Below are 21183 nucleotides of genomic sequence, written 5' to 3'. Positions count from 1 at the left end.
CGTCAGATGGTGGCGACCGACCCCGAGTCCACGCGGTAGTTCGACCCGTTGACGAACGAGGCGCGCGCCGAGCAGAGGAAGGCGATCACCGACGCCACTTCTTCGGGCTCGCCGCGGCGGCCGAGCTCCATGTACGGCCGCTCCTCATCGAGGAACGACGCGATCGCCTCGTCGAAGGACTCGCCCCGTTCCTTCGAGCGTTTCTCCATCATCGCGTCGGTCATGGGCGTGTGGATGAAGGCGGGGGAGACGGCGTTGACGAGCAGCCCCTCGGAGGCGTAGCTGCGCGAGAGCCCCTTCGCGAGCGCCAGAATGCCGGCCTTCGCCGCGCAGTAGGGCAGCTCGTCGTCGTAGGGCTGCACGGCATCCTCCGAGGCGAGCAGCACGAGGCGCCCCCATCCGCCCGAGCGCAGGTCCGTCAGGAACTCCCGGATCACGCGCACCGGTCCGAGCAGATCGGTCTCGATCGTCGACGTCCAGCCCTCGTCGTCGATCTCGTGGAACAGTCCCTGCGCGCCCGTGATGCCCGCGGACTGCACCAGGATGTCGATGGCGCCCACCGCATCCGTCGTCTTGCGGTGCAGCTCGGCCACGGACGCGAGGTCGGTGATGTCGGCGGCGAACGCGTGGAGTCGGCCCTCGGGCGCGTCGAGGCGGGCAGCGGACTCCTCGAGCTTCTGCGCGTCGCGGTCGGTGAGCACGACGGTCACTCCCTCAGCGAGGAGGAGTCTCGCGGTCTCGAAGCCGATGCCCGAGTCGCCACCGGTGACGAGAGCTTTCTTGCCTGCGATGCCGAGATCCATGTCGGTGTCCTTTCATTCGCTTTCGGACGGGATCGGTCCGAACGTATGTGCCGGACGCCCCTGGGCGTCCGTGTCGATCACGAAGATCGACCCGCTGAGGGGTGCCGCAACGAGCTCCTGCTCGGTGAGCTGCTCGCGAGCGGTCCCGACGAACAGCAGATTCCGCGAGGTCCCGCCGAACGCGACGGAGGTCACCTGCGGCGCCGGGATGCGGATGCGGGCATCGGCGCGTCCGTCAGGCGTCCACCGCACGACCAGCCCCGCGCCGTAGACGCCGTTCCAGAATCGCCCGTCGGTGTCCAGGGCGAGTCCGTCCGAGTCTTCGCCGACCAGGAACGGCTCCAGCTCGCCGAGGGCTTCGGCCTCCCGCGAGTATGTCCCCCGGTAGACGGTTCGCGTCGCCGTGTCGGTGACGTACATCGTCCGCGCATCGTCGGACCACTCGAATCCGTTGGCGACGCCGAAGCCGCCGCGGAGCGCCCGCACGGTGCCCGACGCGTCGACGAGGAACAGACTCGCGTCTGGCGCTCCGGTCGTCAGGTTCATCGCCCCGACCACGAAACGTCCGAAGGGGTCGACCTTGGCTTCGTTGCTGCGAATGCCCGGGTGCGCGTGGGGGAGAGTGGCGACCGTCCGCACGATCGTGCCGTCCGCATCCAGCAGGACGACGCGATCCTTCAAAGCCGCGACGAACCCGCCGGATGCGGCGGGCTGCACCGCGCTCACCGGTGCCGGCAGTCGCACGACCGTGTCGCGGGAGCCGTCCTCCGGGCCGTCCAGTCGGGCGCGGTGCATGGTGCCCCGCGTGATGTCGACCCAGACGAGCTCGTCGCTGCGGTCGTCCCAGAAGATGCTCTCGACGAGGATCGCGTCGAGGCGCCGGAAGATGCGGGGTTCAGCGGCCATCGAGCACCTCCGCGGCGACGAGGTCGCGGATCGTGAGAGCGGCGCCGATGACGGCGAGGTGGCTCAGCGCCTGGGGGAGGTTGCCCCAGGATGCGCCGTCGTGCTCCGAGATCATCTCGGCGTAGACGCCGACGTCGTTGGCGCGCGCGACCAGGTCGTCCATGGCGGCGACGGCCTCCTCGTGCCGTCCCACGCACGCGAGCGCACCGGCCCGCCAGAACGCGGAGGCGACGAAGGTGTGCTCCTCCTGATCCATCCCCGTGTAGCGGTAGATCAGGTGCCCGGCGCCGAGCCGTTCGGTGAGCACGTCGATCGTCCGTGACATCCGTTCACCGCGGTCGAACCCGCTCTCGGCGTGCAGGAGCACCGAGGTGTCGACGTCTGTGGAGTCCGGATGCATGACGTACGCCCCGATCTCCTCCGACCAGCCGTGCTCGGCGATCCACGCCGCAATGCGGTCGCGCTCGGACGCCCAACGCTCCGCGCTGCCCGGGATCGCACCCGCCTCGGCGAGCACGACCGCATCGCGCAGCGCCTGCCAGCAGCCCATCTTCGAGGAGGTGTAGTGGCGGATCTCGGGAAGCTCCCACATCCCGGAGTCCGGCTTGCGCCACTCGTCGCACGTGCGGTCGGCCATGGCGGCGAGCATGCGGCCGGTGGCGACGTCCAGCACGTTGCCCGCATCCACGTAGGTGCGGCAGATGGCGAAGAGGTCGCCGTACACGCCCAGCTGGAGCTGTCCGTGCGCCGGGTTGCCGGTCACGACCGGGCCGACCCCGCGCCAGCCCGGCGCCTCGTGCTCGATGACGTCCTGGGCGAGCGTGCCTCGGAGGCTGTACAGCACGTGCAGGTCGGGGCCGTTGTCGCGGATGGTGCGCAGCAGCCACGAGATCGCGGCGTGCGTCTCCTCGCGCAGGCCGAAACGAACGAGCGCGTGCGCGGTGTAGGCGAGATCGCGCACCCACGCGAACCGGTAGTCCCAGTTCTTGCCGCCGCGGGGGTCCTCCGGCAGCGACGTGGTCGCGGCGGCGGCGATCGCCCCGGTGGGGGAGTAGACGAGCAGCTTCAGTGCGAGCGCGCTGCGCTGCACGGTGGCCTGCCACGGGCCCTCGTAGCCGAACTCCCGCGACCAGGCGCGCCACCCCTCGATCGTGCGGTCGATGCTGCGGTCGACGTTCTCCGGATGCGGCAGGTGCAGCGGCTCGCCGTCGGTCGCGACCACCACGAGCAGGTGGCGAGAGCCCTTCGAGGTCGTGAACGACCCTTCGACGCGCGGGCCGGCGCCGTCATCGACGGTCGTCGCTCCGCCGTGGTCCTGACCCACCACCGCCAGCGAGGTCTCGCCGACGCGCAGGATCGTCGCGCCGTCGCGTTGTTCCGCCCAGGGAGCCGCGGTGTTCAGGCGCGTTCCCGGCTGCACGCGCCAGGTGAAGGAGACATCGCCGTCGATGCCCTCCACGCGCCTGGCCAGCTCCGCCCAAGGAAGTCGCCCGGCGACACCCGTCACCATCGCGTCCGTCAGACGGGCCGTGCCCGTCGGGGTGATGAAGGTCGTCTGCAGCACGTTCGTGCGCGCCACGTATCGGCGACGCACCTCGAACTCGCCCACGGGTGTGATCTCCAGACATCCGCCGTTCTCGGCATCGAGGATGCGGGCGAAGACCGGCACGGAGTCGAGGTTGGGAACCGGCAGCCAGTCGATGCTGCCGCGACGATCGATGAGAGCGATCGTCCGGCCGTCGCCGATCGCGGCGTAGGACGAGAGGTCGGAGGAGGGGCGGGACACGGCAGCCACGCTAGGCGGCCCGCCCCCGGGGCGGGGCAGGCTTGCGTGCCGCGCGCGGGCGGGTTACGTGGCTGCTCGCGCACCAGCGTTAGCAACCCGCGGCGGGGCGGACAACCCCCGCCGCCGCGCCCCGACCCGGGGTTAGCGTCGTACCCGTCAGACACCGAGCGACGGGCACGACCCGTCCTCGACGACGAAGGAGGACGACATGGCCGCCACGAACGCATCGAGCACCACGCGCAACCGCCGCCGCCCCGCGAAGGGCGGAGCCGGAGCCGGGCTCACCGAGGAGCAGAACGCGGAGAGCGGGTTCACCGCATCCCAGGAGCTCAGCGACAACCTGCAGAAGGTGCTCGTCGACCTGATCGAGCTTTCGCTGCAGGGCAAGCAGGCGCACTGGAACGTCGTCGGCCGCAACTTCCGTGACACGCATCTGCAGCTGGACGAGGTCATCGATGCCGCGCGCGAGTTCAGCGACACCGTCGCGGAGCGGATGCGGGCGCTGCACGCGCTCCCGGACGGTCGCAGCGACACCGTCGCCGAGACCACCACGCTGCCGGAGTTCCCACAGGGCGAGATCGACACGAGCGAGGTCATCGACCTCATCACCGAGCGCCTGGAGGCCACGATCGGCACCTGCCGAGACGTGCACGACGCGGTCGACGACGAGGACCCGACGAGCGCCGACATCCTGCACGCGGTGCTGGAGCGCCTCGAGCAGCTCGCGTGGATGGTCAGCGCCGAGAACCGCGCGCCGGCGGCGCGCTGAGAGGGGTCGCAGATGAGCATGTACGACGCCCAGGATCCGACGACCCAGTTCCCCCGGCCGCCCTTCCCGCCCCAGCAGCAGAGCGCCCCCGGCGACATCCACAAGATGGACCCCGCGCCCGACCACGGCGAGACCAGTTACATCGGCTTCGGCCGACTGCCGGGCCGCAAGGCGCTCGTGACAGGCGCCGACTCCGGCATCGGCCGGGCGGTCGCCATCGCCTACGCCCGTGAGGGCGCGGATGTGGCGCTCAGCTACCTGCCCGAGGAGCAGGCACAGGCTGAGGAGGTCGCGGCGCTCATCGAGAAGGAGGGTCGCAAGGCCGTGCTCCTTCCCGGCGACCTGCAGCAGGAGCAGACCAACGTCGATGTCGTCGAGCGCGCCGTCGATGAGCTCGGTGGCCTGGACATCCTGGTGATCAACGCCGGCACGATGCCGACGGTCGACAGCATCGACGACTTCGAGACGCACACGCTCGATCACGTCGTGAAGGCCAACATCTACCCCCTGTTCTGGCTGACCAAGGCGGCATCCGCTCACCTGAAGCCCGGCGCGGCGATCATCACGACCTCGAGCGTGCAGGGATTCCAGCCGTCGCCCTCGCTGGCCGAGTACGCGGTCTCGAAGGCGGGAATCGCCAACTGGACCCGTGCGATGTCGCAGCAGCTGATCGAGCGCGGCATCCGGGTCAACGGCGTGGCTCCCGGCCCCATCTGGACCCCGCTGCAGCCCGCTTTCGTGCCGAACGAGAAGATCGAGCAGTTCGGCTCCCAGACGCCGATCGGGCGGGCGGGTCAGCCCGTCGAGGTCGCTCCGGCGTTCGTGTTCCTCGCCTCCCAGGAGTCCAGCTACGTGGTCGGCGAGACGATCGCCGTCACGGGTGGGATGCCGGTGCATTGACCTTCGCGGGGAGACGGCCGTCCGGACACCGGGCGGCCGTCTCCGCGCGTGCGCTCGAGATGGCATCCGCGATGCCGTTGTCGCAGATCAGTGTGACGGATCTCTGCCGCGCAGCGGGCGTCACCCGTGACACCTTCTATCGGCACGCCGCCGGGGTGACCGAGCTGGTGGCCGACGCTCTCGAGGCGGAGCTGCGGGAGGTGACCGCCACCCTCGGGGCGGAGGCGGCGGTTCGCTCGTTCCGATGCACTTCGGCGCGGGGTACTCGGCCGCCAAGGCCGGTGTCGTGATGCTCACGAAGAACGCGGCACTCGAACTCGCCGGCGACGGCATCCGCGTCAACGCGGTCTCGCCGGGTCTCGTGGCGACCCCGCTCACCGGCGGCCTCATGAGCATGCCCGGCGTTCCCGAGGCGTACATGGCGCGCATCCCCGCCGGCCGTCCGGCCGAGCCCGAGGAGATCGCCGGTGTGGCGCTGTTCCTCGCGTCGGATGATGCGTCGTACGTGAACGGGGAGAACGTCGTCGTCGACGGCGCCTGGCAGACCAGCGGCTACCCCGACCTGCGCCCCTTCCTCGGCTGAGACCGTGCACGGGCGGCTTCGAGGGTCGACCGTGCACGCGTAGGCGAGCAGCAGACGATAAGTCAAGCCTCAGCTGTTTGCTACCGGCCGAGCGCACAGTGGAGAAAACCCCACGGAGCAGGAGGCGACGATGACGCTGCAGATGATGCCGGAGAATCGTACGCCCGCAGCCGATACCGCCCCCGAGGTCGCGCTCGCCGCGCCCGAGGCGCCGGTTCTGCGCTGGGAGCGCATCGCCCCCGAACGCTACCGGGCCCTGCGCGGCGACGAGTGCGTCGGATTCGTGGACGTCGTCGGGACGGTGTTCGTCGTGCTCGCCGGATCCCGCTACGACCGTGCGGAGGAGATCGCCCAGACACTCGACTTCGACAGGGTGACGGAGCTTCTGGAGGATTCGTCGGCCTGAGCGCGCCCGACGCTCCCCTGCCTCGCCGTGGGCGGCGCGGGATGCGGATATGCCAGATCGCGCATCCGGTGTCAACCCTCTTTGTTCGTGCACGAACGACCCTGATTCTCATTGATGCCACGCGGCTGCGTGTGGCGGATACTTCCCGCGTGGATCGGATCGATACCGAGTCCGTCGGCGGGCGATCGCACAGGGTGGGGACGCACCGTGGTCGGCGAGCGAGGAGGGCAGTTGGGCAGGGTGGATTCCACGGTCGTCGTTTCAGGTGACGGGGCGTGAGCGAGGGGGCGCCCTCTCGTCGTGGACTGCAGACGGATGACCCGCAACGCGCGCAGGAATCGGTGAGCGAGCTCTTCAACACCTCGATGGTTCTGACGGCCGATCCTCCGGCCGGATTCCGCTACCAGATGGCTGCCGTGAGCGACAGCAGCCTCATGGCCACGGCCCTCCGCTTCGGAGGATCGAACCGCACGGAGGCTGAGGAGTTCCCCCAGTTCATCGTCGCCCACGCGGTCGCGGGTCGTCATCGGTGGTCGGTGGGGCACGAGAGCGGCGATGGCCGCATCCCCTTCCTGGTGCCCCCGGCGACGGCCTTCTCCGCGCGCTTCACCCAGCTGCAGATGCGGGCGGCCAGTCTCGACGCCGAGACGTTCCATCGGGTGCTGCGCGGAATGCTGGGCGAGGAGCCGCCGCGGCTGCGCACCGATCGCGTCAACGGCACGGCAGAACGCCACTCGATCGTGGCCGAGACGCTGCGTTTCATCGAGGCGACGCTGCTCGCCGACGAGACGGTCGCCACATCGCCGCTGCTGCGGGCACAGTTCACGCATCAGCTCGTGGCCGCCATCGCCACTTCGTTTCCTCTTCTGGGCGCGCATTCGCGCAGGCGCACACAAGCGTCGCCGCGTACGGTGCGCCGGGCGATCGCGTTCATGGAAGAGCACGTCGCCGACCCGATCACGATCGGCGACGTCGCGCTCGCCGCGGGGACGTCGGTGCGTGGCCTCCAACTGGTCTTCCGGCGCTCTTACGAGATGTCGCCCTCGGCGTTCCTGCGTCGCATCCGACTCGAGGGGGCGCACGCGGATCTGATGGCGGCGGATGCGGGCACTCGTACGGTGCGCGAGATCGCGGCCCGCTGGGGGTTCGCCCACACGGGCCGTTTCGCGCATCTCTACGCCGAGGCGTACGGCGAGCCGCCGTCGCACACTCTGCGGCGCTGAGCGCGCGTCGGGGACATTTCGTGCGTGCCGGGAGCGGGTCCTTCCGACGATCGCCCGGCCTCGCATACCGTGAACGGCATGGGACAGATCTTTTACGGGACGGGCGAGACGGCGGTCGAGATCGAGGATCGCGCCCTCGCGCACCTGAAAGTCGTCATCGCCACGAAGCTGCGCCGCGGCGAGAGCTTCACGGTCTCTCTCACGCATCCGGACAGCGAGGAGGGCGGGCGCAGCACCCTGTGGTTCGCCCCGTCCATCCCGCTGCGCTTCGTGTTCGACGACCCGGAGCCCGCCGAGATCAGTCGGGACTGGATCGAGGAACTCGCGCGTTCGGCCCACTCCTCGGGTGGGATCGTGCTCCTTCCGGAGCGCCATGAGCCCGGGGGCGACGCGGGGTGAGCGGCGGCCGCGCGCGGGCGACGGCGACCGCCCGTGTTAGGATCGCTCCTTGGAAGTGTGTCCGAGCGGCCTAAGGAGCATGGCTGGAATCCATGTAGGCGGGGTAACTCGCCTCGCAGGTTCAAATCCTGTCACTTCCGCCACGGAGAACCCCGTCCGAATTACTTTTCGGACGGGGTTCTTGCATTCAGTCGGTGGTCAATCACTCCGGCGCCGCTCGACCAGGACGGTGTCGCGCCATTGGCCCGCCCAGGGGCCGTAGGACATGAGCGCAATCCGTTCCCTCTGTCCGACGCGGCGAAAGCCCGCGCGCTCATGCAGCGTCAGACTGGCGACATTCTCCGGGAAGATGCTCGACTGCACCGTCCAGACCCCGGCGCCATCCATGGCGTCGAGGAATGAGGTGAGCAGCGCCCGCCCAGTGCCGCCTCCCTGGGACCGTGTCGCCACGTACACCGAGTGCTCGACGACCCCGCGATAGACCGCACGGGGGGAGACGACGGACGCGGCGACCCAACCGGTCACGGTGCCGTCCGCATCGACCGCGACGAGTCGCCCCGCGCTCAGCTTGCCTGCGTCGAACGTGTCCCAGCTCGGCGGTTCGGCTTCGAAACTGGCGTTGCCGGTCGCGAGACCCTCGCGGTAGATCGCTTCGACGGCAGGCCAGTCACCGAGCGTCATCGCGCGGACGCCGACGGCGCTCACGGGCGCAGCGCCATCGCGGCATCATCGAGGACCTCGGTGACGGCGCGGAAGTACGCCCAGCGGCCGCGCTGCTCACGTGTGGCGAGACCCGCGTCGACGAGCACCTTCATGTGGTGGGAAACGGTCGGCTGAGACAGCCCGACCGGCTCTGTCAGATCGCAGATGCATGCTTCGCCGTCGCGGGATGCGGCGATCAGCGACAGCAGTCGTACGCGGGTGGGATCGCCGAGCGCCTTGAACGTGCGGGCGACCGATTCCGCCTCCGCGGGTGTCAACGCGTCGGCGGACGCGGGGGAGCAACACTCGTCGGCGTCGGTCGTTAGCAGGGGCAGCAGAGTCGGCATGCTTCGATTGTGCACCTCATATTGACATCTGTCGATGAATCCCGCATTCTCGATCTCATCGATGAACGTCGATATGAAGGAGGAGGAACGGTGGGCGATGCGCTTCCTGTGGTTGTGATCGGTGCCGGTCCGCAAGGCTTGGCCGCTGCCGCGCACCTGACGGAGCGGGGGATGCCGTTCGTCGTGCTGGAATCCGGCTCCGCTCCCGCCGCCGCGGTGTCCGAGTGGGCGCATGTGCGTCTGTTCTCGGACTGGTCCGAACTCATCGACGCCGCCGCTGCTCGCCTGCTGGTGGCGGCGGGCTGGACGGCTCCCTCGCCGGGGCAACCCACGGGATCGCAGTGGATCAGCGATTATCTCGCTCCGCTCGCCGCTGCGCTGGCCGACCGCGTGCGCTGCGGACAACGGGTCGTCGGTGTCTCCCGCTGGGGGCGGGACCGGCTCGTCGATGCGGGCCGTGGCGACCGACCGTTCACCGTGCACGTGCAGCCGATGGAGGGTGACGAGTACCGCATTCTCGCTCGCGCTGTCATCGACGCGTCCGGCACGTGGGCCTCCCCCAATCCCGCCGGCGCGGACGGCCTGCCTGCGCTCGGTGAGCGCGGGGCAGCCGGCTGGCTGTCGTACCGCATTCCCGACGTCGGGAGCCCGTCCGGGTTCGAGCGCACTCACACCGTCGTCGTCGGCTCCGGGCACTCCGCGGTGACCGCGGTGCTGGCTCTCGCGGAGTTGGCTCGTCGTGACTCCGCCACCACCGTGACATGGGCGCTGCGCCGCGCGAACGCGGCCAACGCGTTCGGGGGCGGGGACGCGGACGAGCTGCCCGCCCGTGGGGCGCTCGGCATCCGGGCGAAGGAGTACGTCGATGCCGGTCTGGTATCGCTCGTGACGGGGTTTCGCACGGAACGTGTGGCGGCGGATGGCGAGGGCCGGGTCCTGATCGCCGAAGACGGTCGTCGTCTCAGCGCCGATCGGGTCGTCGTGCTCACGGGCTTCCGTCCTGATCTGTCGTTCCTCTCGGAGTTACGCCTCCAGCTTGACCCGGTGCTGCAAGCCCCCGCCCGTATCGCGGCCGAGGTGGACCCGAACGTGCACTCCTGCGGTTCGGTCGCAGCCACGGGAGCCGCCGATCTGGCTCACCCCGAGCCGGGCTTCTACATCGTCGGTGCGAAGTCTTACGGTCGTGCTCCGACCTTCCTCGCGCTCACCGGGTACGAGCAGGTGCGCAGCGTCGTTGCGGAGCTTGCCGGCGACCACGAAGCCGCACGACGTGTCGAACTGCTCCTCCCCGACACCGGGGTCTGCGGTGGGGCCGGACCATTCGATGCGCCCGACGGATCGATCGGCGGGACATGTTGCCTACCCGCCGCACCGCTCCTCTCACTCACCACGATCACACCCGACCGCTCCTGACCCGAACCGAGGAACGTCATGACCGACTCCACCAAGCCCGCCGTCCTCTTCGTCTGCGTGCACAACGCCGGCCGCTCACAGATGGCCGCGGGCTACCTCCGAGCCCTCGCCGGCGATCGTATCGATGTCTTCTCCGCCGGGAGCGAGCCCGGCAACGCGATCAACCCCGCGGCCGTCGCGGTCATGGCCGAAGAGGGGATCGATCTCTCCGGCGCCACTCCGCAGATCCTCACGACGGATGCCGTTCGCCAGGCGGATGTCGTCATCACCATGGGGTGCGGGGACGCATGCCCGATCTTCCCCGGCAAGCGCTACGAAGACTGGCAGCTCACCGACCCGGCGGGCCAGCCCGTCGACGTCGTGCGCGAGGTCCGTGACGACATCAGGGGCCGCGTCGAGCAACTCATCGCCAGCCTCGGCTAGGAAGTCCTTTCGTCTACAGCGGTGTGCGGGCGCGCTCATGCCAGCCTGTGCCGGCGGCCGTGGTGCCGGGGCGGATGATGAGAGAGCGCGGTGCGACGACGACGAGGATGCGGCGCGGGACGGTCGCCGCATCCATCAGTCCTCGGCGCACGCGCGAGGCCGCCGTGGCGAGGCCGTTTCCGTCATCGCCGGACGACGCGGATGCGGGCGCGTAGCTGGCGTGTTCGATGGCGTTCACGAGCAGCCGCAAATCGTCCGCCGGAGCCCCCGTAGCGACGAGGCGCTCCGCCAGCGCCCTCGGGGACGCGCTCGCAGGCACCGGCAGCCCCAGGTCGATCGCGGCCTCCTCGACGAACAGCCACGCGGCGCTCGCATCGCCCCGCGCGGCGAGGACCAGGCGGCGGCGACGTCGCAGGGCATGCGCGAGCGCGGGAGCGGCGAGCACCAGGATCGCGGCGACCGTCACCCACACGGCGGGAACGATCGCGCCGGTTCCCGCGCTGCCGTTGACGGTGCCCGCCTGCGGGCTGTCCGGGGTGTCCGGGCGCTCGGTCGCGGCCGTGGTGGGCGTCGCCGCAGCCGTCGGCTCCGGGGATGCCGAGTCGACCTGATCGGGCGAGGTGCCCACGCCGCTGGAGAACACGGTCGGCACGCCCAGGCTGTTGGTCGGCTCGAACGGCACCCACCCGATGCCCTCGAAGTACACCTCGGGCCAGGAGTGCAGCAGGTCGCTCGAGACCGAGTAGACGAGGTCGCCGTCGATGCGATCCGTCGTGGCGGTGCCGGGCAGGTAGCCGATCACGATGCGCGTCGGCATGCCCAGCGACCTCGTCATGGCGGCGAAGGCGGATGCGAAGTGCACGCAGTATCCGCTGCGCACCTCGAGGAACTGTCCGATCGCGTCGACGCCCGCCCCGTCGAATCCCTCCTGGACGGGTGCGTCGAGCGAGTAGGTGAACTCGCTCGAACGGAACCAGCGCTGCAGGGCGAAAGCCGCGTCGTAATCGTTGCTCGTATCGGCAGTCACGGCTCGGGCGAGCTCGGAGACGTTGGCGGGGGTGTCGTCGGGGATCTCACGCAGCTCCGGATCGACATCCGCTCCGCGCGAGGTCGCGGCGCGGATCTGTTCCAGCGCCGGAGTGGGCGTCTCGGTGATGACCTCGTAGCTCTGACCGCGTGAGTCGCCGTCCTCACTGACGACTGTGCGATTGTCGGCCACGATGCCCCAATTGCCCGTGAGCCCGCCGATCGCCGTCGCGGGGAAGGGGATGGGCAGGTACGGGGTGTTCAGCTTCACGATGTCGATCTTCGTGTCGGCGCTGACGCGAGGGATGTCGGGGTCGGTGCGCACCGGGCCGAACCCCGGCCCTTCGCCCACGGGAGTCGCATCGCGCTCGTCCGGTCGCCAGACCTCGCCCGCGAAACTCGACAGCGTGACCGCGCGCAGGTACGGCGCGCGGGACTCCGACGAACGCACCCGCAGCACCTCCACCGGGTTCGGCCGACGTAGGTCGTCGCCGAGGCGCAGTGTGGGGTTGATGCCGCTGCTTCCAGCGCCGCTGACTGCGGCATCGCCGTCGGGGGCGGGGAGCAGCGGTGTGACGATCACGGCCACCGCGATGGATGCGACCGCGATGACGGCGGCGGACGCGGCGGCGGGTGCGCCGCGCGGGCCGGTCCTGCCGCGGCGGGTGCGCGTATCGGTCGCGAGCAGGAACAGGATGCTGGCGGCTAGCAGCACGAAGGCGAACACATCCATCGGCGCCGGAACCGCGATCGTGGGCACGACCGCGACCGCGACGAGGGCGATGGCGGCGAGCAGCGGCATCCGCGTCGTGAGGACGACATGGTCGAGGACGATGGCGAGCGCGCCGATCGCGGCGACCACGAAGAACGACAGCGCGGGTGTGGCGGTCAGCGGCGCCGCTCCCACCGCCATCTCCTGAATCGCGGCGGCGACCAGCGCGCCCCCCGCGTCGAACGACGCGGGGGAGGGCACGAGCCCGCCCCAGGCGCTGTCGCGCACGTAGAGGAGCGTCAGGGCGAGCGCCCACACGACGATGTCGATGCCGGTGACCACGAGCCCCGCCACGCCGACGCGGCGCAGCACGGTGCCCAGGACGAGGATGGCCGCCGCGAGCCCGAGTCCCGCCGCCACCCAGGCATCGGGGGCGATGACGCGCATCACCGGAAGCGTCGTGGCGACGAGCGCGACGAACACGCCGACGGCGAGCGCCGCCTGCCCCTGGGCGCGCGTGGTCTTCTCAGCCGGCATGGGGGAGCCTCCCCGATACCGCGTCACGCCACGCATCTGCGACATCGCGGCCGAGCGTGGCCGCCGTCCACCCTGTCGCCGCATCGAACGCCCCCGGAGCGGGAGCAGTGCTGAGCAGCACGGGGAACGCGCTGTGGTGGCCCACGGCGGCGAGCATCGCCGCATCCGTCTGCGACAGCGCGCCGGTCACGAGCACGAGCGGACCCGTCGTCTCGCCCGCGAACAGACCCGCGAGCGCACCGAGACGGTCATCCAGTCGTGCCTGCACCGTCGCCAGCATCAGCATCGCCGCCTCGAGCGCCGGCGCATCCGCCGGCTCCACGTGATCGCACAGCGGGGTGCCGTCGGGCTCGATGAGCGCGACCGTGTAGCCGTCGGCGACGAGTCGTGCCAGCGCGGAGGCGACCGCGCCGACGGCCGCCTCGAAGGCGGGATCGGAGCCGGTGGCCTCTGTGGCCTCGGGGGAGAACCGCCCCAGCGCGCGATCGAAGACGATGGTCGCCTCGGGCGAGCTCTCCTGCTCCTCTTGCCGAACCATCAGCTCGTCTCGGTGGGCGGACGCGCGCCAGTGGATGCGCCGCATGGAATCCCCGGGTGCCCACGGGCGGGCGATCACGTCGTCGGTGCCCTGCCCCAGCCGGTTCGTCGCGCGCGAAAGGCTGCCGCCGGATGCGCCGGCCACACCCGCCAGCGAGATCAGTTCCCGGACCTCGGGTGTCACGACCAGCCGGGTCAGCTCGCCCTGGGCGACCGTGCGACGGGCGATGCCGAACGGGTCGAGCGAACTGAGCTCGAAAGGGCCGATCCAATGGATGCCACGACGGAGCACCCGGGCCCGGTAGCCCACGACGACCTCGCGATCGTCACGACTGAATCCGGAGGAGACGGCGGGGAAGGTGCCGGGGCCACCGCCCTCGATGCCGTCCGGCATCGAGTCGTGCCAGCGTCCACCGGAGGTGGGAAGCGCCGTGCGAGCCCCGACCCGCACGGTCACCTCGACCTCGTCGCCCGCATCCGGCACAGCAGGAACCACGGTGCGAGTGACGTCGGCGCGACCGCGCACGGCGAAGACGGCGACGAGCGCCGCGACCACCAGTGAGACGAGGAGCAGACCCACGAAGACCAGCTCGACGAGTCCCAGCTGGTTCGCGGCGGCGAAGCAGGCGAGAGCGAGCACGAGGGCGCCGGTTCCCCGCGCCGTGAGCGGCCAGCTGCGTCTCATGCGCTCACGTGCGCGCGGCGAGCGGAACGCGGACGCTGTCGATGATCCGCTCCAGGATCTTGGGCACCGAGTGCGAATCCGCGCCACGGGTGCTGGAGGAGCGCGTCGCGATGAGCCGGTGCGCGAAGACGGGCACGACGAGCGCCGCGATGTCGTCGGGGATGACGAAGGCCCGCCCGTCGAGCGCCGCCCACACCTTCGCGGCCCGCACCAGCTGGAGGGTCGCCCGGGGGCTCGCGCCCAGACGCACCTCCGGGTGGGTGCGCGTCGCGTGGGCCAGGGCCACCGCGTACTCCTCGATGGCGGGCGCGACGTGGATGCGCCGCGCCCAGGCGATGAGCTCCAGCACCTCACGCGCGTGCACGACGGGGCGGATGTGGGACAGCGGGTTCTCGGTCTCGCGCTGTCGGAGCATGAGGGCCTCGGCCGCCGCATCCGGATACCCCATCGAGATGCGCATCATGAAGCGGTCGCGCTGCGCCTCCGGCAGTGCGTACGTTCCCTCCATATCGAGAGGGTTCTGGGTCGCGACCACGAGGAACGGATCCGGGAGGTGATGCGCCTCGCCGTCGACGGTCACCTGACGTTCCTCCATCGCCTCCAGCAGTGCCGACTGCGTCTTGGGGGAGGAACGGTTGATCTCGTCGGCGATGACGATGTGCGCGAAGACCGCGCCGCGCTTGAACTCGAACTCGCGGGCCACGGGGTCGAACACCGACACGCCCGTCACATCGCCCGGAAGCAGATCCGGCGTGAACTGGATGCGGCGCACGGTCGCGTCGACGGATGCCGCCAGCGCACGGGCGAGCATCGTCTTGCCGACGCCGGGGACGTCTTCGATGAGCAGGTGTCCCTCGGCGAGGAGCGCCACGAGGGCGCTGCGCACCGCATCCGGTTTGCCGTCGATGACGGTGGCGACGCTCTTGCCGATCGCGCGCGTCAGGCGCATGAAGCGCTCGGCGTCCATCGCGGAATCGACCTCGTCGGTGAGGACTCGTGCGGTATCGGTCATGCCGGATGCCTTCCCGTCGGCGCGATCGTGTGCCGATCGTAACGTGCGCGGCGCAGGGCGAGGCGGCGTATTCGCCGTGAGCGACGGCGTGCGGGCTGGGTTAGACTTGTGACAGCTCTCCGCGAGGCGGCATCCAGGCCAACTCCCCCAGGACGGAAACGTAGCAAGGGTAACCAGGCTCTGCCGGGTTCGCGGAGAGTCTTTTCTTTTCCCGCCGGCGGTGCGCGAAGCGTAGGGTGGCGCCGTGCACGGGGAGACCGCCCAGGATGAGCTCCGCCGCATCCTGGATGTCCCAGGCGGCGTTCGCCTGAGCGGGGTCGCGCAGCTCGACGACACCCTGCCCGTCTCGACTCTCGCCACGACGGCGGTGAGCGTGCTGGCCTCGGCGGTGGACTCGCTGCTGCGAAGCACGTCTGTCGTGTCCCGCCCCGCGGCGCGGGTGGATCGCGCGCTCGTCGACGCGTGGCTCGGCCGCCACGTCCGACCCGCGCAGGGGTCGTTCCCCTCGCCCTGGGATCCCTTCTCGGGCGCCTTCCCCACGGCCGACGGCTCGTGGATCCGCACGCACGCCAACGCGCCGCACCATCGGGCGGCGCTCCTGGCCGCACTGGCGCTGCCCGACGCGCAGACCGTCGAGGAACTGTCCGCCGCGATCGCCGACCGCGGCGCCGACGAGCTCGAGTCGGCCATCGTCGCCGCGGGCGGTGCGGCGGCGGCGCTGCGCACCCGGGCCGAGTGGATGCGGTCCGCGCCCGGCTCCGCTGTCGCTGCGGAACCCCTCATCGCCCGCACCGAGACCGCACCGGCGCGCGCGGGCTCGACCTGGCATCCCGAGTCGGCGAGGCCCCTCGCGGGTCTTCGCGTGCTCGATCTGACGCGCGTCATCGCGGGGCCCGCCGCCACGCAGGTGCTGGCAGGTCTCGGCGCCGACGTTCTGCGCGTCGACCCCGACACCTGGGACGAGCCTGCTGTGCTCCCCTATGTGATGGCCGGCAAGCGCTCCGCTCGCCTGGATGCGACCACACCCGCCGGGCGCCGCGCGCTCGCCGACCTGCTGACGGAGGCCGACGTGCTCGTGCACGGCTACCGCGCAGGCGCCGTCGACCGGCTGGGGCTGGGGGAGAGCGAACGGCAGCGCCTGCGCCCCGGGCTCGTGGAGGTCGGCATCCGCGCGTACGGCTGGAGCGGGCCCTGGGCCGGCCGACGGGGATTCGATTCGCTCGTGCAGTTCTCCACCGGCATCGCCGACATCGGCATGCGGCACGCGGACGCGGCGGCGCCCGTGTCGCTGCCCGTGCAGGCTCTCGACTGGACGACGGGATACCTCGCGGCGGCCGCAGCCGTGGCCGGTCTCACCCGCCGCCACGTCACCGGCCGCGGCAGCACGTGGCGACTGTCGCTCGCCCGCACCGCGCACGCGCTCACCTCCCTCGGGCCGCAGGCTCCCGCATCCGTATCCGACGGCGGCGCCGACTCCCTGTTCGGCGCGGAACAGCGGATCGAGACGCCCGACGGTGCGCTCCTGCTCGCGTCGCCCCCTTTCCGGGTGGGCGAGGCGACCCTGCGCTTCGATCACGTGGCGACCCGCCTCGGCGGCGACGCGCCCGCCTGGCTCTGACCCTCATCGCCATCCCCGCGGTTCCACCCGCGAGACAGCATTTCGAGCACGAGATCACTGTTATTACCCGTGATCTCGTGCGAAAGATGCAGTCTCGCGGGAAGTGAGGGCCGGGAGGGCGGATACGTGAGGGGGCGCCGGGCGGGGAGAGGGGCTGCCGGGGGAGCGGACTTTATTCACGGACGCCTCATCTGGCTCCTCACATAAGGCGCGCCTAGGCTGATCGGGTGGCTCAGAGCATCCTCATCACGTCCGCGGAAGGTCATTCGGGAAAGTCCACGATCGCATTGGGAGTGCTCGAAGCGCTCAGCCATGCGACCGCGCGCGTCGGCGTCTTCCGCCCCATCGCCCGTTCGACGACGGAGCGCGACTACGTGCTCGAGATGCTGCTCGACCACGACGGCGTCGACCTCGCCTACGACGACTGCATCGGCGTCGGCTATGACGACATGCACGCCGACCCGGATGCGGCCCTCGCGCGCATCGTTGAGCGGTACAAGACGGTCGAGGCGCAGTGCGACGCGGTCGTCATCCTCGGCAGCGACTACACGGATGTCGGCAGCCCCGCCGAACTCGGATACAACGCGCGCATCGCCGCGAACCTCGGCGCCCCGGTGCTGTTGGTCGTCGGGGGCCGCGCCCAGCAGGGCCAGGTCGAGCAGCTCGGTGCGAGCGACCCGCGCACGCCCGCCGACATCGCCCAGATCGCGAAGCTCTCGGTCGGAGAGCTGCGCCAGGCCCGCGCGGAGCTGTTCGCGGTGGTCGCCACCCGCGTCGACCCTGCGGTGCTCGACGAGACCATCCAGGCCGTCCGCGAGATCGTCCCCGCCGGCATCGAGGTGCCGGTATGGGCGCTTCCCGAGGACCGCTTCCTGGTGGCCCCGACGGTGCGCGGCGTCATGCGCTCCGTCGACGGAACACTCGTCAAGGGCGACGAAGAACTGCTCACGCGCGAGGTGCTGGGCGTGATCGTCGCCGCCATGAGCCCCGCCAACGTGCTCCCGCGGCTCAGCGACGGGGCCGTCGTGGTGATCCCCGCCGACCGCACCGAGGTGCTGCTCGCGACCCTGCTCGCGCACGCCTCGGGCACGTTCCCGTCGCTGTCGGCGATCGTGCTCAACGGCCCGTTCCCGCTGCCGGCCGACATCGACCGCCTGATCGACGGCCTGGGATCGCGGCTGCCGATCATCGCGACCGACCGCGACACCTATGACACCTCCGTGCGCATCATGAACACGCGCGGTCGCCTGGCCGCCGACTCGCAGCGCTCCTACGACACCGCGCTCTCGCTGTTCGAGCGTCACGTCGACGGTGCCGAGCTGACGCGTCTGCTGGGACTTGCCAAGCCCACCGTCGTCACGCCCCTCATGTTCGAGTACGGCCTCGTCGAGCGGGCGCGCTCGAACCGTCGCCGCATCGTGCTGCCGGAGGGAGACGACGACCGCGTGCTGCGCGCCGCCGCCACCGTCCTCGCCCGCGGCATCGCCGACCTCATCATCCTGGGCGAGGAGGTCGAGGTCCGCTCACGCGCGCTCGAACTCGGTATCGACATCGCCGCGGCGCAGGTCATCAGCCCCTTCGACCCGGTGCTCGTGCAGAAGTTCGCCGAGGAGTACACGCGTCTTCGCGAGCACAAGGGCATGACCATGGCCCGCGCCGCCGACACCGTCACCGACGTCTCCTACTTCGGCACGCTCATGGTGCACCTCGGCCTCGCCGACGGCATGGTCTCGGGTGCCGCCCACACGACGGCCCACACCATCCGTCCGGCGTTCGAGATCATCAAGACGCGTCCGGGTGTCGGCGTCGTCTCCAGCGTGTTCCTCATGGCGCTCGCCGACCGTGTGCTGGTCTACGGCGACTGCGCCGTCATCCCCGACCCCACGGCGCCGCAGCTGGCCGACATCGCCGTCTCCTCCGCGGAGACCGCCGACCGATTCGGCATCGAGCCGCGGGTCGCGATGCTCTCCTACTCGACCGGCGAGTCGGGTTCGGGAGCGGATGTGGAGAAGGTGCGCGAGGCCACCGTCATCGTGCGTGAGCGGGCGCCGGAGCTTCCCGTCGAAGGCCCCATCCAGTACGACGCGGCCGCGGACGCCGCCGTCGCCTCGAAGAAGATGCCCGGCTCGCCCGTCGCCGGTCGCGCCACGGTCTTCGTCTTCCCCGACCTCAACACCGGCAACAACACCTACAAGGCCGTGCAGCGCTCGGCCGGGGCGATCGCGATCGGCCCCGTCCTGCAGGGTCTGAACAAGCCGATCAACGACCTGTCGCGCGGTGCGCTGGTCGAAGACATCGTCAACACCATCGCGATCACCGCGATCCAGGCTCAGGGCGATGCGCCCGCATCCGAAGGGAAGGCATGAACGTGAGCGTCGTTCTCGTCATCAACAGTGGCTCATCCTCGTTCAAGTACCAGCTGCTGGACGTCGAGACCGAGACGGCGCTGGCGTCCGGGCTCGTCGAGCGCATCGGCGAGGGCATGGGAGCGGCCAGCCACAAGGTGCACTTCACGGGTGTGGGGGCGGCGGCGGTCGATGCGACCTACACACAGGAGCTGCCGATCCCCGACCACGCCGTCGGTTTCCAGGTGATGCTCGACGCCTTCGCCGAGCACGGTCCGTCGCTCACCGAGAACGCCCCGGTCGCCGTCGGTCACCGCGTCGTCCAGGGCGGCGCGCGCTTCTTCCAGCCCACGCTCATCACCGACCTCGTCGAGATCAACATCGATGAGCTCGCGGTGCTGGCCCCGTTGCACAACCCCGGCGCGGTGCAGGGGATCCGCGCGGCGCGTGCGGCCTTCGGCGACCTGCCCCACGTCGCGGTCTTCGACACGGCGTTCCACCAGACGCTGCCGCCGGCGGCCTACACCTACGCCATCGATCGCTCCATCGCCCGCAAGCACCGCATCCGCCGATACGGATTCCACGGCACGAGCCACAAGTTCGTCTCGGAGTCCGTCGCCGAATACCTCGGCCGCCCGCTGCGCAGCCTCAAGCAGATCGTGCTCCACCTCGGTAACGGCGCATCCATCACCGCCATCGACGGCGGACATTCGGTCGAGACGTCGATGGGGCTCACCCCGCTCGAGGGGCTCGTGATGGGTACCCGCTCGGGAGATCTGGACCCGTCGATCCTGCTCGTGCTGGCGCGACGCGAAGAGATGTCCCCGGCGCAGCTCGATGCATTCCTGAACAAGAGCAGCGGGATGCTGGGGCTCGCCGGAGTGTCTGACATGCGCGACATCGAGGACCGCCGCGAGGCCGGCGACGGTCCCGCGTCGCTCGCCTTCGACGTGTACATCCATCGCCTTCGCGCCTACATCGGTTCCTACATCGCCCAGCTCGGCGGCGTCGACGTGATCTCCTTCACGGCAGGCGTCGGCGAGAACTCGCCCCTCATCCGCGCCGCGGCCCTGGAGACGCTCGGATTCCTCGGCATCAAGCTGGATGCGGCCGCCAACGAGGAGCGGCGCAAGGGCATCCGGACGATCTCCACCCCGGACTCGTCGGTGACCGTGCTCGTGGTGCCCACGAACGAGGAGCTGGAGATCGCGCGGCAGGCACTTGCCGTCGCCCGCGTCGCCTGAGCGCGCGCGACACCGACGCGTAACCTGCCGCGACTACGCTGGGTGAGCCCGGTCGAGCGCAACTTTGGAGGCTTCGTGACCGACCTGCCCGATCTGTCTTCCTACGACGCCGTGCTCTTCGACCTCGACGGGGTGCTCACCCCGACGGCCGAGGTGCACATGCACGCCTGGCAGACGATGTTCGAGGAACTGTTCGCCGCGTGGGGGATCACCCCGCCCTACACGGAGCAGGACTATTTCCTGCACCTGGACGGCAAGAAGCGCTACGACGGCGTCGCGAGCCTGCTGCGCTCGCGCGACGTCGAGGTGCCGTGGGGCGAGCCCGACGACGATCCGAGCGAGGACACCGTCTGCGGCATCGGCAACCGGAAGAACGAGGTCTTCGCACGGGTCCTGCGCAGCGAGGGGATCGCGCCGTATCCCGGTTCGCTCGCGCTGGTGGACCAGCTTCGCGAGAAGGGCGTTCCCGTCGCCGTCGTCTCCAGCTCGAAGAACGCGGAAGAGGTACTCGCCGCCGCCGGTATCCGTGATCGATTCGCGGTCGTGATGGACGGTGTCGTCGCCGAGCGCGAGAACCTCGCGTCCAAGCCCGCACCCGACGTGTTCCTCGGCGGGGCGCGGATGCTGGGGGTCGACCCCGCCCGCAGCGCCGCCGTCGAAGACGCGCTGAGCGGTGTCGCGTCCGCCCAGGCAGCGGGCTTCGCCCTGGTGGTGGGCGTCGATCGCGGCGTCGGTGCCGAGGCGCTGCGCGCCGCCGGTGCTGACGTGGTCGTCGACGACCTCGCCGCCTTCGTAGACTGAGCCGGT

The 21183-nt window shown here is 70.4% G+C and carries 20 protein-coding genes, 1 tRNA gene and 1 other RNA gene; 14 read left to right on the top strand and 8 right to left on the bottom strand.

Annotated features, from left to right (window positions below; translation table 11 throughout):
- Window positions 1-2 precede the first annotated feature (2 nt).
- Genes KYX17_RS26445 through KYX17_RS26435 form a run of 3 tightly spaced genes read right to left on the bottom strand, consistent with a single transcriptional unit; the run spans window position 3 to window position 3495 of the window.
- Window positions 3-803: an SDR family NAD(P)-dependent oxidoreductase gene (locus tag KYX17_RS26445; protein WP_243231601.1), complete on the bottom strand. Its 801-nt coding sequence runs from the start codon at window positions 801-803 to the stop codon at window positions 3-5.
- Window positions 804-815: 12 nt separating this feature from the next.
- On the bottom strand, window positions 816-1709 hold the full coding sequence (locus tag KYX17_RS26440; protein WP_243231600.1) for an SMP-30/gluconolactonase/LRE family protein: 894 nt from the start codon (window positions 1707-1709) through the stop codon (window positions 816-818).
- Window positions 1699-3495 carry a glycoside hydrolase family 15 protein gene (locus KYX17_RS26435; RefSeq protein ID WP_243231598.1) on the bottom strand — a complete coding sequence of 599 codons (1797 nt, stop codon included), beginning with the start codon at window positions 3493-3495 and terminating at the stop codon, window positions 1699-1701. The genes KYX17_RS26440 and KYX17_RS26435 overlap by 11 nt, the downstream gene beginning before the upstream one ends.
- Before the next feature lie 208 nt (window positions 3496-3703).
- Between KYX17_RS26435 and KYX17_RS26430 the strand changes: the two genes are divergently transcribed.
- The 7 genes from KYX17_RS26430 (at window position 3704) to KYX17_RS26400 (ending at window position 7918) form a co-directional block, all read left to right on the top strand.
- Window positions 3704-4264, top strand: a complete 561-nt coding sequence (locus KYX17_RS26430) for a Dps family protein (RefSeq protein WP_243231596.1) — start codon at window positions 3704-3706, stop codon at window positions 4262-4264.
- A 12-nt stretch (window positions 4265-4276) separates the two neighbouring features.
- Window positions 4277-5164, top strand: a complete 888-nt coding sequence (locus tag KYX17_RS26425; protein WP_283818231.1) for an SDR family oxidoreductase — start codon at window positions 4277-4279, stop codon at window positions 5162-5164.
- Between the two features lie 244 nt (window positions 5165-5408).
- Window positions 5409-5747: an SDR family NAD(P)-dependent oxidoreductase gene (locus tag KYX17_RS26420; RefSeq protein WP_243231595.1), complete on the top strand. Its 339-nt coding sequence runs from the start codon at window positions 5409-5411 to the stop codon at window positions 5745-5747.
- Window positions 5748-5877: 130 nt separating this feature from the next.
- The gene (locus KYX17_RS26415) at window positions 5878-6153 is read left to right on the top strand and encodes a hypothetical protein (RefSeq protein ID WP_243231594.1); all 276 of its coding nucleotides are present in this window, start codon (window positions 5878-5880) and stop codon (window positions 6151-6153) included.
- Between the two features lie 341 nt (window positions 6154-6494).
- Entirely contained in the window at window positions 6495-7376 is an 882-nt protein-coding gene (locus KYX17_RS32385) for a helix-turn-helix transcriptional regulator (protein ID WP_243231593.1), read from the top strand.
- A gap of 78 nt (window positions 7377-7454) precedes the next feature.
- On the top strand, window positions 7455-7775 hold the full coding sequence (locus KYX17_RS26405) for a hypothetical protein (RefSeq protein WP_243231592.1): 321 nt from the start codon (window positions 7455-7457) through the stop codon (window positions 7773-7775).
- 51 nt (window positions 7776-7826) lie between these two features.
- A tRNA-Ser gene (locus KYX17_RS26400) sits at window positions 7827-7918 on the top strand.
- A gap of 55 nt (window positions 7919-7973) precedes the next feature.
- Here the strand turns inward: KYX17_RS26400 and KYX17_RS26395 are convergent.
- Together KYX17_RS26395 and KYX17_RS26390 are read right to left on the bottom strand one after the other, a co-directional pair.
- Window positions 7974-8480: a GNAT family N-acetyltransferase gene (locus KYX17_RS26395; RefSeq protein ID WP_243231591.1), complete on the bottom strand. Its 507-nt coding sequence runs from the start codon at window positions 8478-8480 to the stop codon at window positions 7974-7976.
- Window positions 8477-8824: a metalloregulator ArsR/SmtB family transcription factor gene (locus KYX17_RS26390; RefSeq protein ID WP_243231580.1), complete on the bottom strand. Its 348-nt coding sequence runs from the start codon at window positions 8822-8824 to the stop codon at window positions 8477-8479. The genes KYX17_RS26395 and KYX17_RS26390 overlap by 4 nt, the downstream gene beginning before the upstream one ends.
- Before the next feature lie 90 nt (window positions 8825-8914).
- Here KYX17_RS26390 and KYX17_RS26385 point away from each other — a divergent pair, with 90 nt between their 5' ends.
- Entirely contained in the window at window positions 8915-10237 is a 1323-nt protein-coding gene (locus KYX17_RS26385) for an NAD(P)-binding domain-containing protein (RefSeq protein WP_243231578.1), read from the top strand.
- An 18-nt stretch (window positions 10238-10255) separates the two neighbouring features.
- Window positions 10256-10660, top strand: coding sequence for an arsenate reductase ArsC (locus tag KYX17_RS26380; RefSeq protein WP_243231577.1), 405 nt, complete (start codon window positions 10256-10258; stop codon window positions 10658-10660).
- Between the two features lie 13 nt (window positions 10661-10673).
- On the opposite strand, the gene KYX17_RS26375 is transcribed toward KYX17_RS26380, so the two are convergent.
- Genes KYX17_RS26375 through KYX17_RS26365 form a run of 3 tightly spaced genes read right to left on the bottom strand, consistent with a single transcriptional unit; the run spans window position 10674 to window position 15169 of the window.
- Window positions 10674-12935, bottom strand: a complete 2262-nt coding sequence (locus KYX17_RS26375; protein WP_243231576.1) for a DUF3488 and transglutaminase-like domain-containing protein — start codon at window positions 12933-12935, stop codon at window positions 10674-10676.
- Window positions 12925-14157, bottom strand: coding sequence for a DUF58 domain-containing protein (locus tag KYX17_RS26370; RefSeq protein WP_243231574.1), 1233 nt, complete (start codon window positions 14155-14157; stop codon window positions 12925-12927). The genes KYX17_RS26375 and KYX17_RS26370 overlap by 11 nt, the downstream gene beginning before the upstream one ends.
- A gap of 4 nt (window positions 14158-14161) precedes the next feature.
- Entirely contained in the window at window positions 14162-15169 is a 1008-nt protein-coding gene (locus KYX17_RS26365) for an AAA family ATPase (RefSeq protein WP_374208993.1), read from the bottom strand.
- A gap of 110 nt (window positions 15170-15279) precedes the next feature.
- On the opposite strand from KYX17_RS26365, the gene ffs reads away from it, so the two are divergent.
- The 5 genes from ffs (at window position 15280) to KYX17_RS26340 (ending at window position 21177) form a co-directional block, all read left to right on the top strand.
- Window positions 15280-15376: signal recognition particle sRNA small type (ffs, locus tag KYX17_RS26360), an RNA gene on the top strand.
- Window positions 15377-15413: 37 nt separating this feature from the next.
- A complete protein-coding gene (locus tag KYX17_RS26355) occupies window positions 15414-16787 on the top strand; it encodes a CoA transferase (protein WP_243231572.1) in 1374 nt (457 codons plus the stop codon).
- A 227-nt stretch (window positions 16788-17014) separates the two neighbouring features.
- A complete protein-coding gene (pta, locus tag KYX17_RS26350; protein ID WP_243231571.1) occupies window positions 17015-19153 on the top strand; it encodes a phosphate acetyltransferase in 2139 nt (712 codons plus the stop codon).
- A gap of 2 nt (window positions 19154-19155) precedes the next feature.
- The gene (locus KYX17_RS26345) at window positions 19156-20376 is read left to right on the top strand and encodes an acetate/propionate family kinase (protein WP_243231570.1); all 1221 of its coding nucleotides are present in this window, start codon (window positions 19156-19158) and stop codon (window positions 20374-20376) included.
- Between the two features lie 75 nt (window positions 20377-20451).
- A complete protein-coding gene (locus KYX17_RS26340) occupies window positions 20452-21177 on the top strand; it encodes an HAD family phosphatase (RefSeq protein ID WP_243231563.1) in 726 nt (241 codons plus the stop codon).
- The last annotated feature ends 6 nt before the right edge of the window (window positions 21178-21183 follow it).

The sequence above is a fragment of the Microbacterium sp. CIAB417 genome (assembly GCF_022788845.1).
Note: the sequence above shows the minus strand (reverse complement) of the source record. Positions and strands in the feature narration are given on the sequence as shown.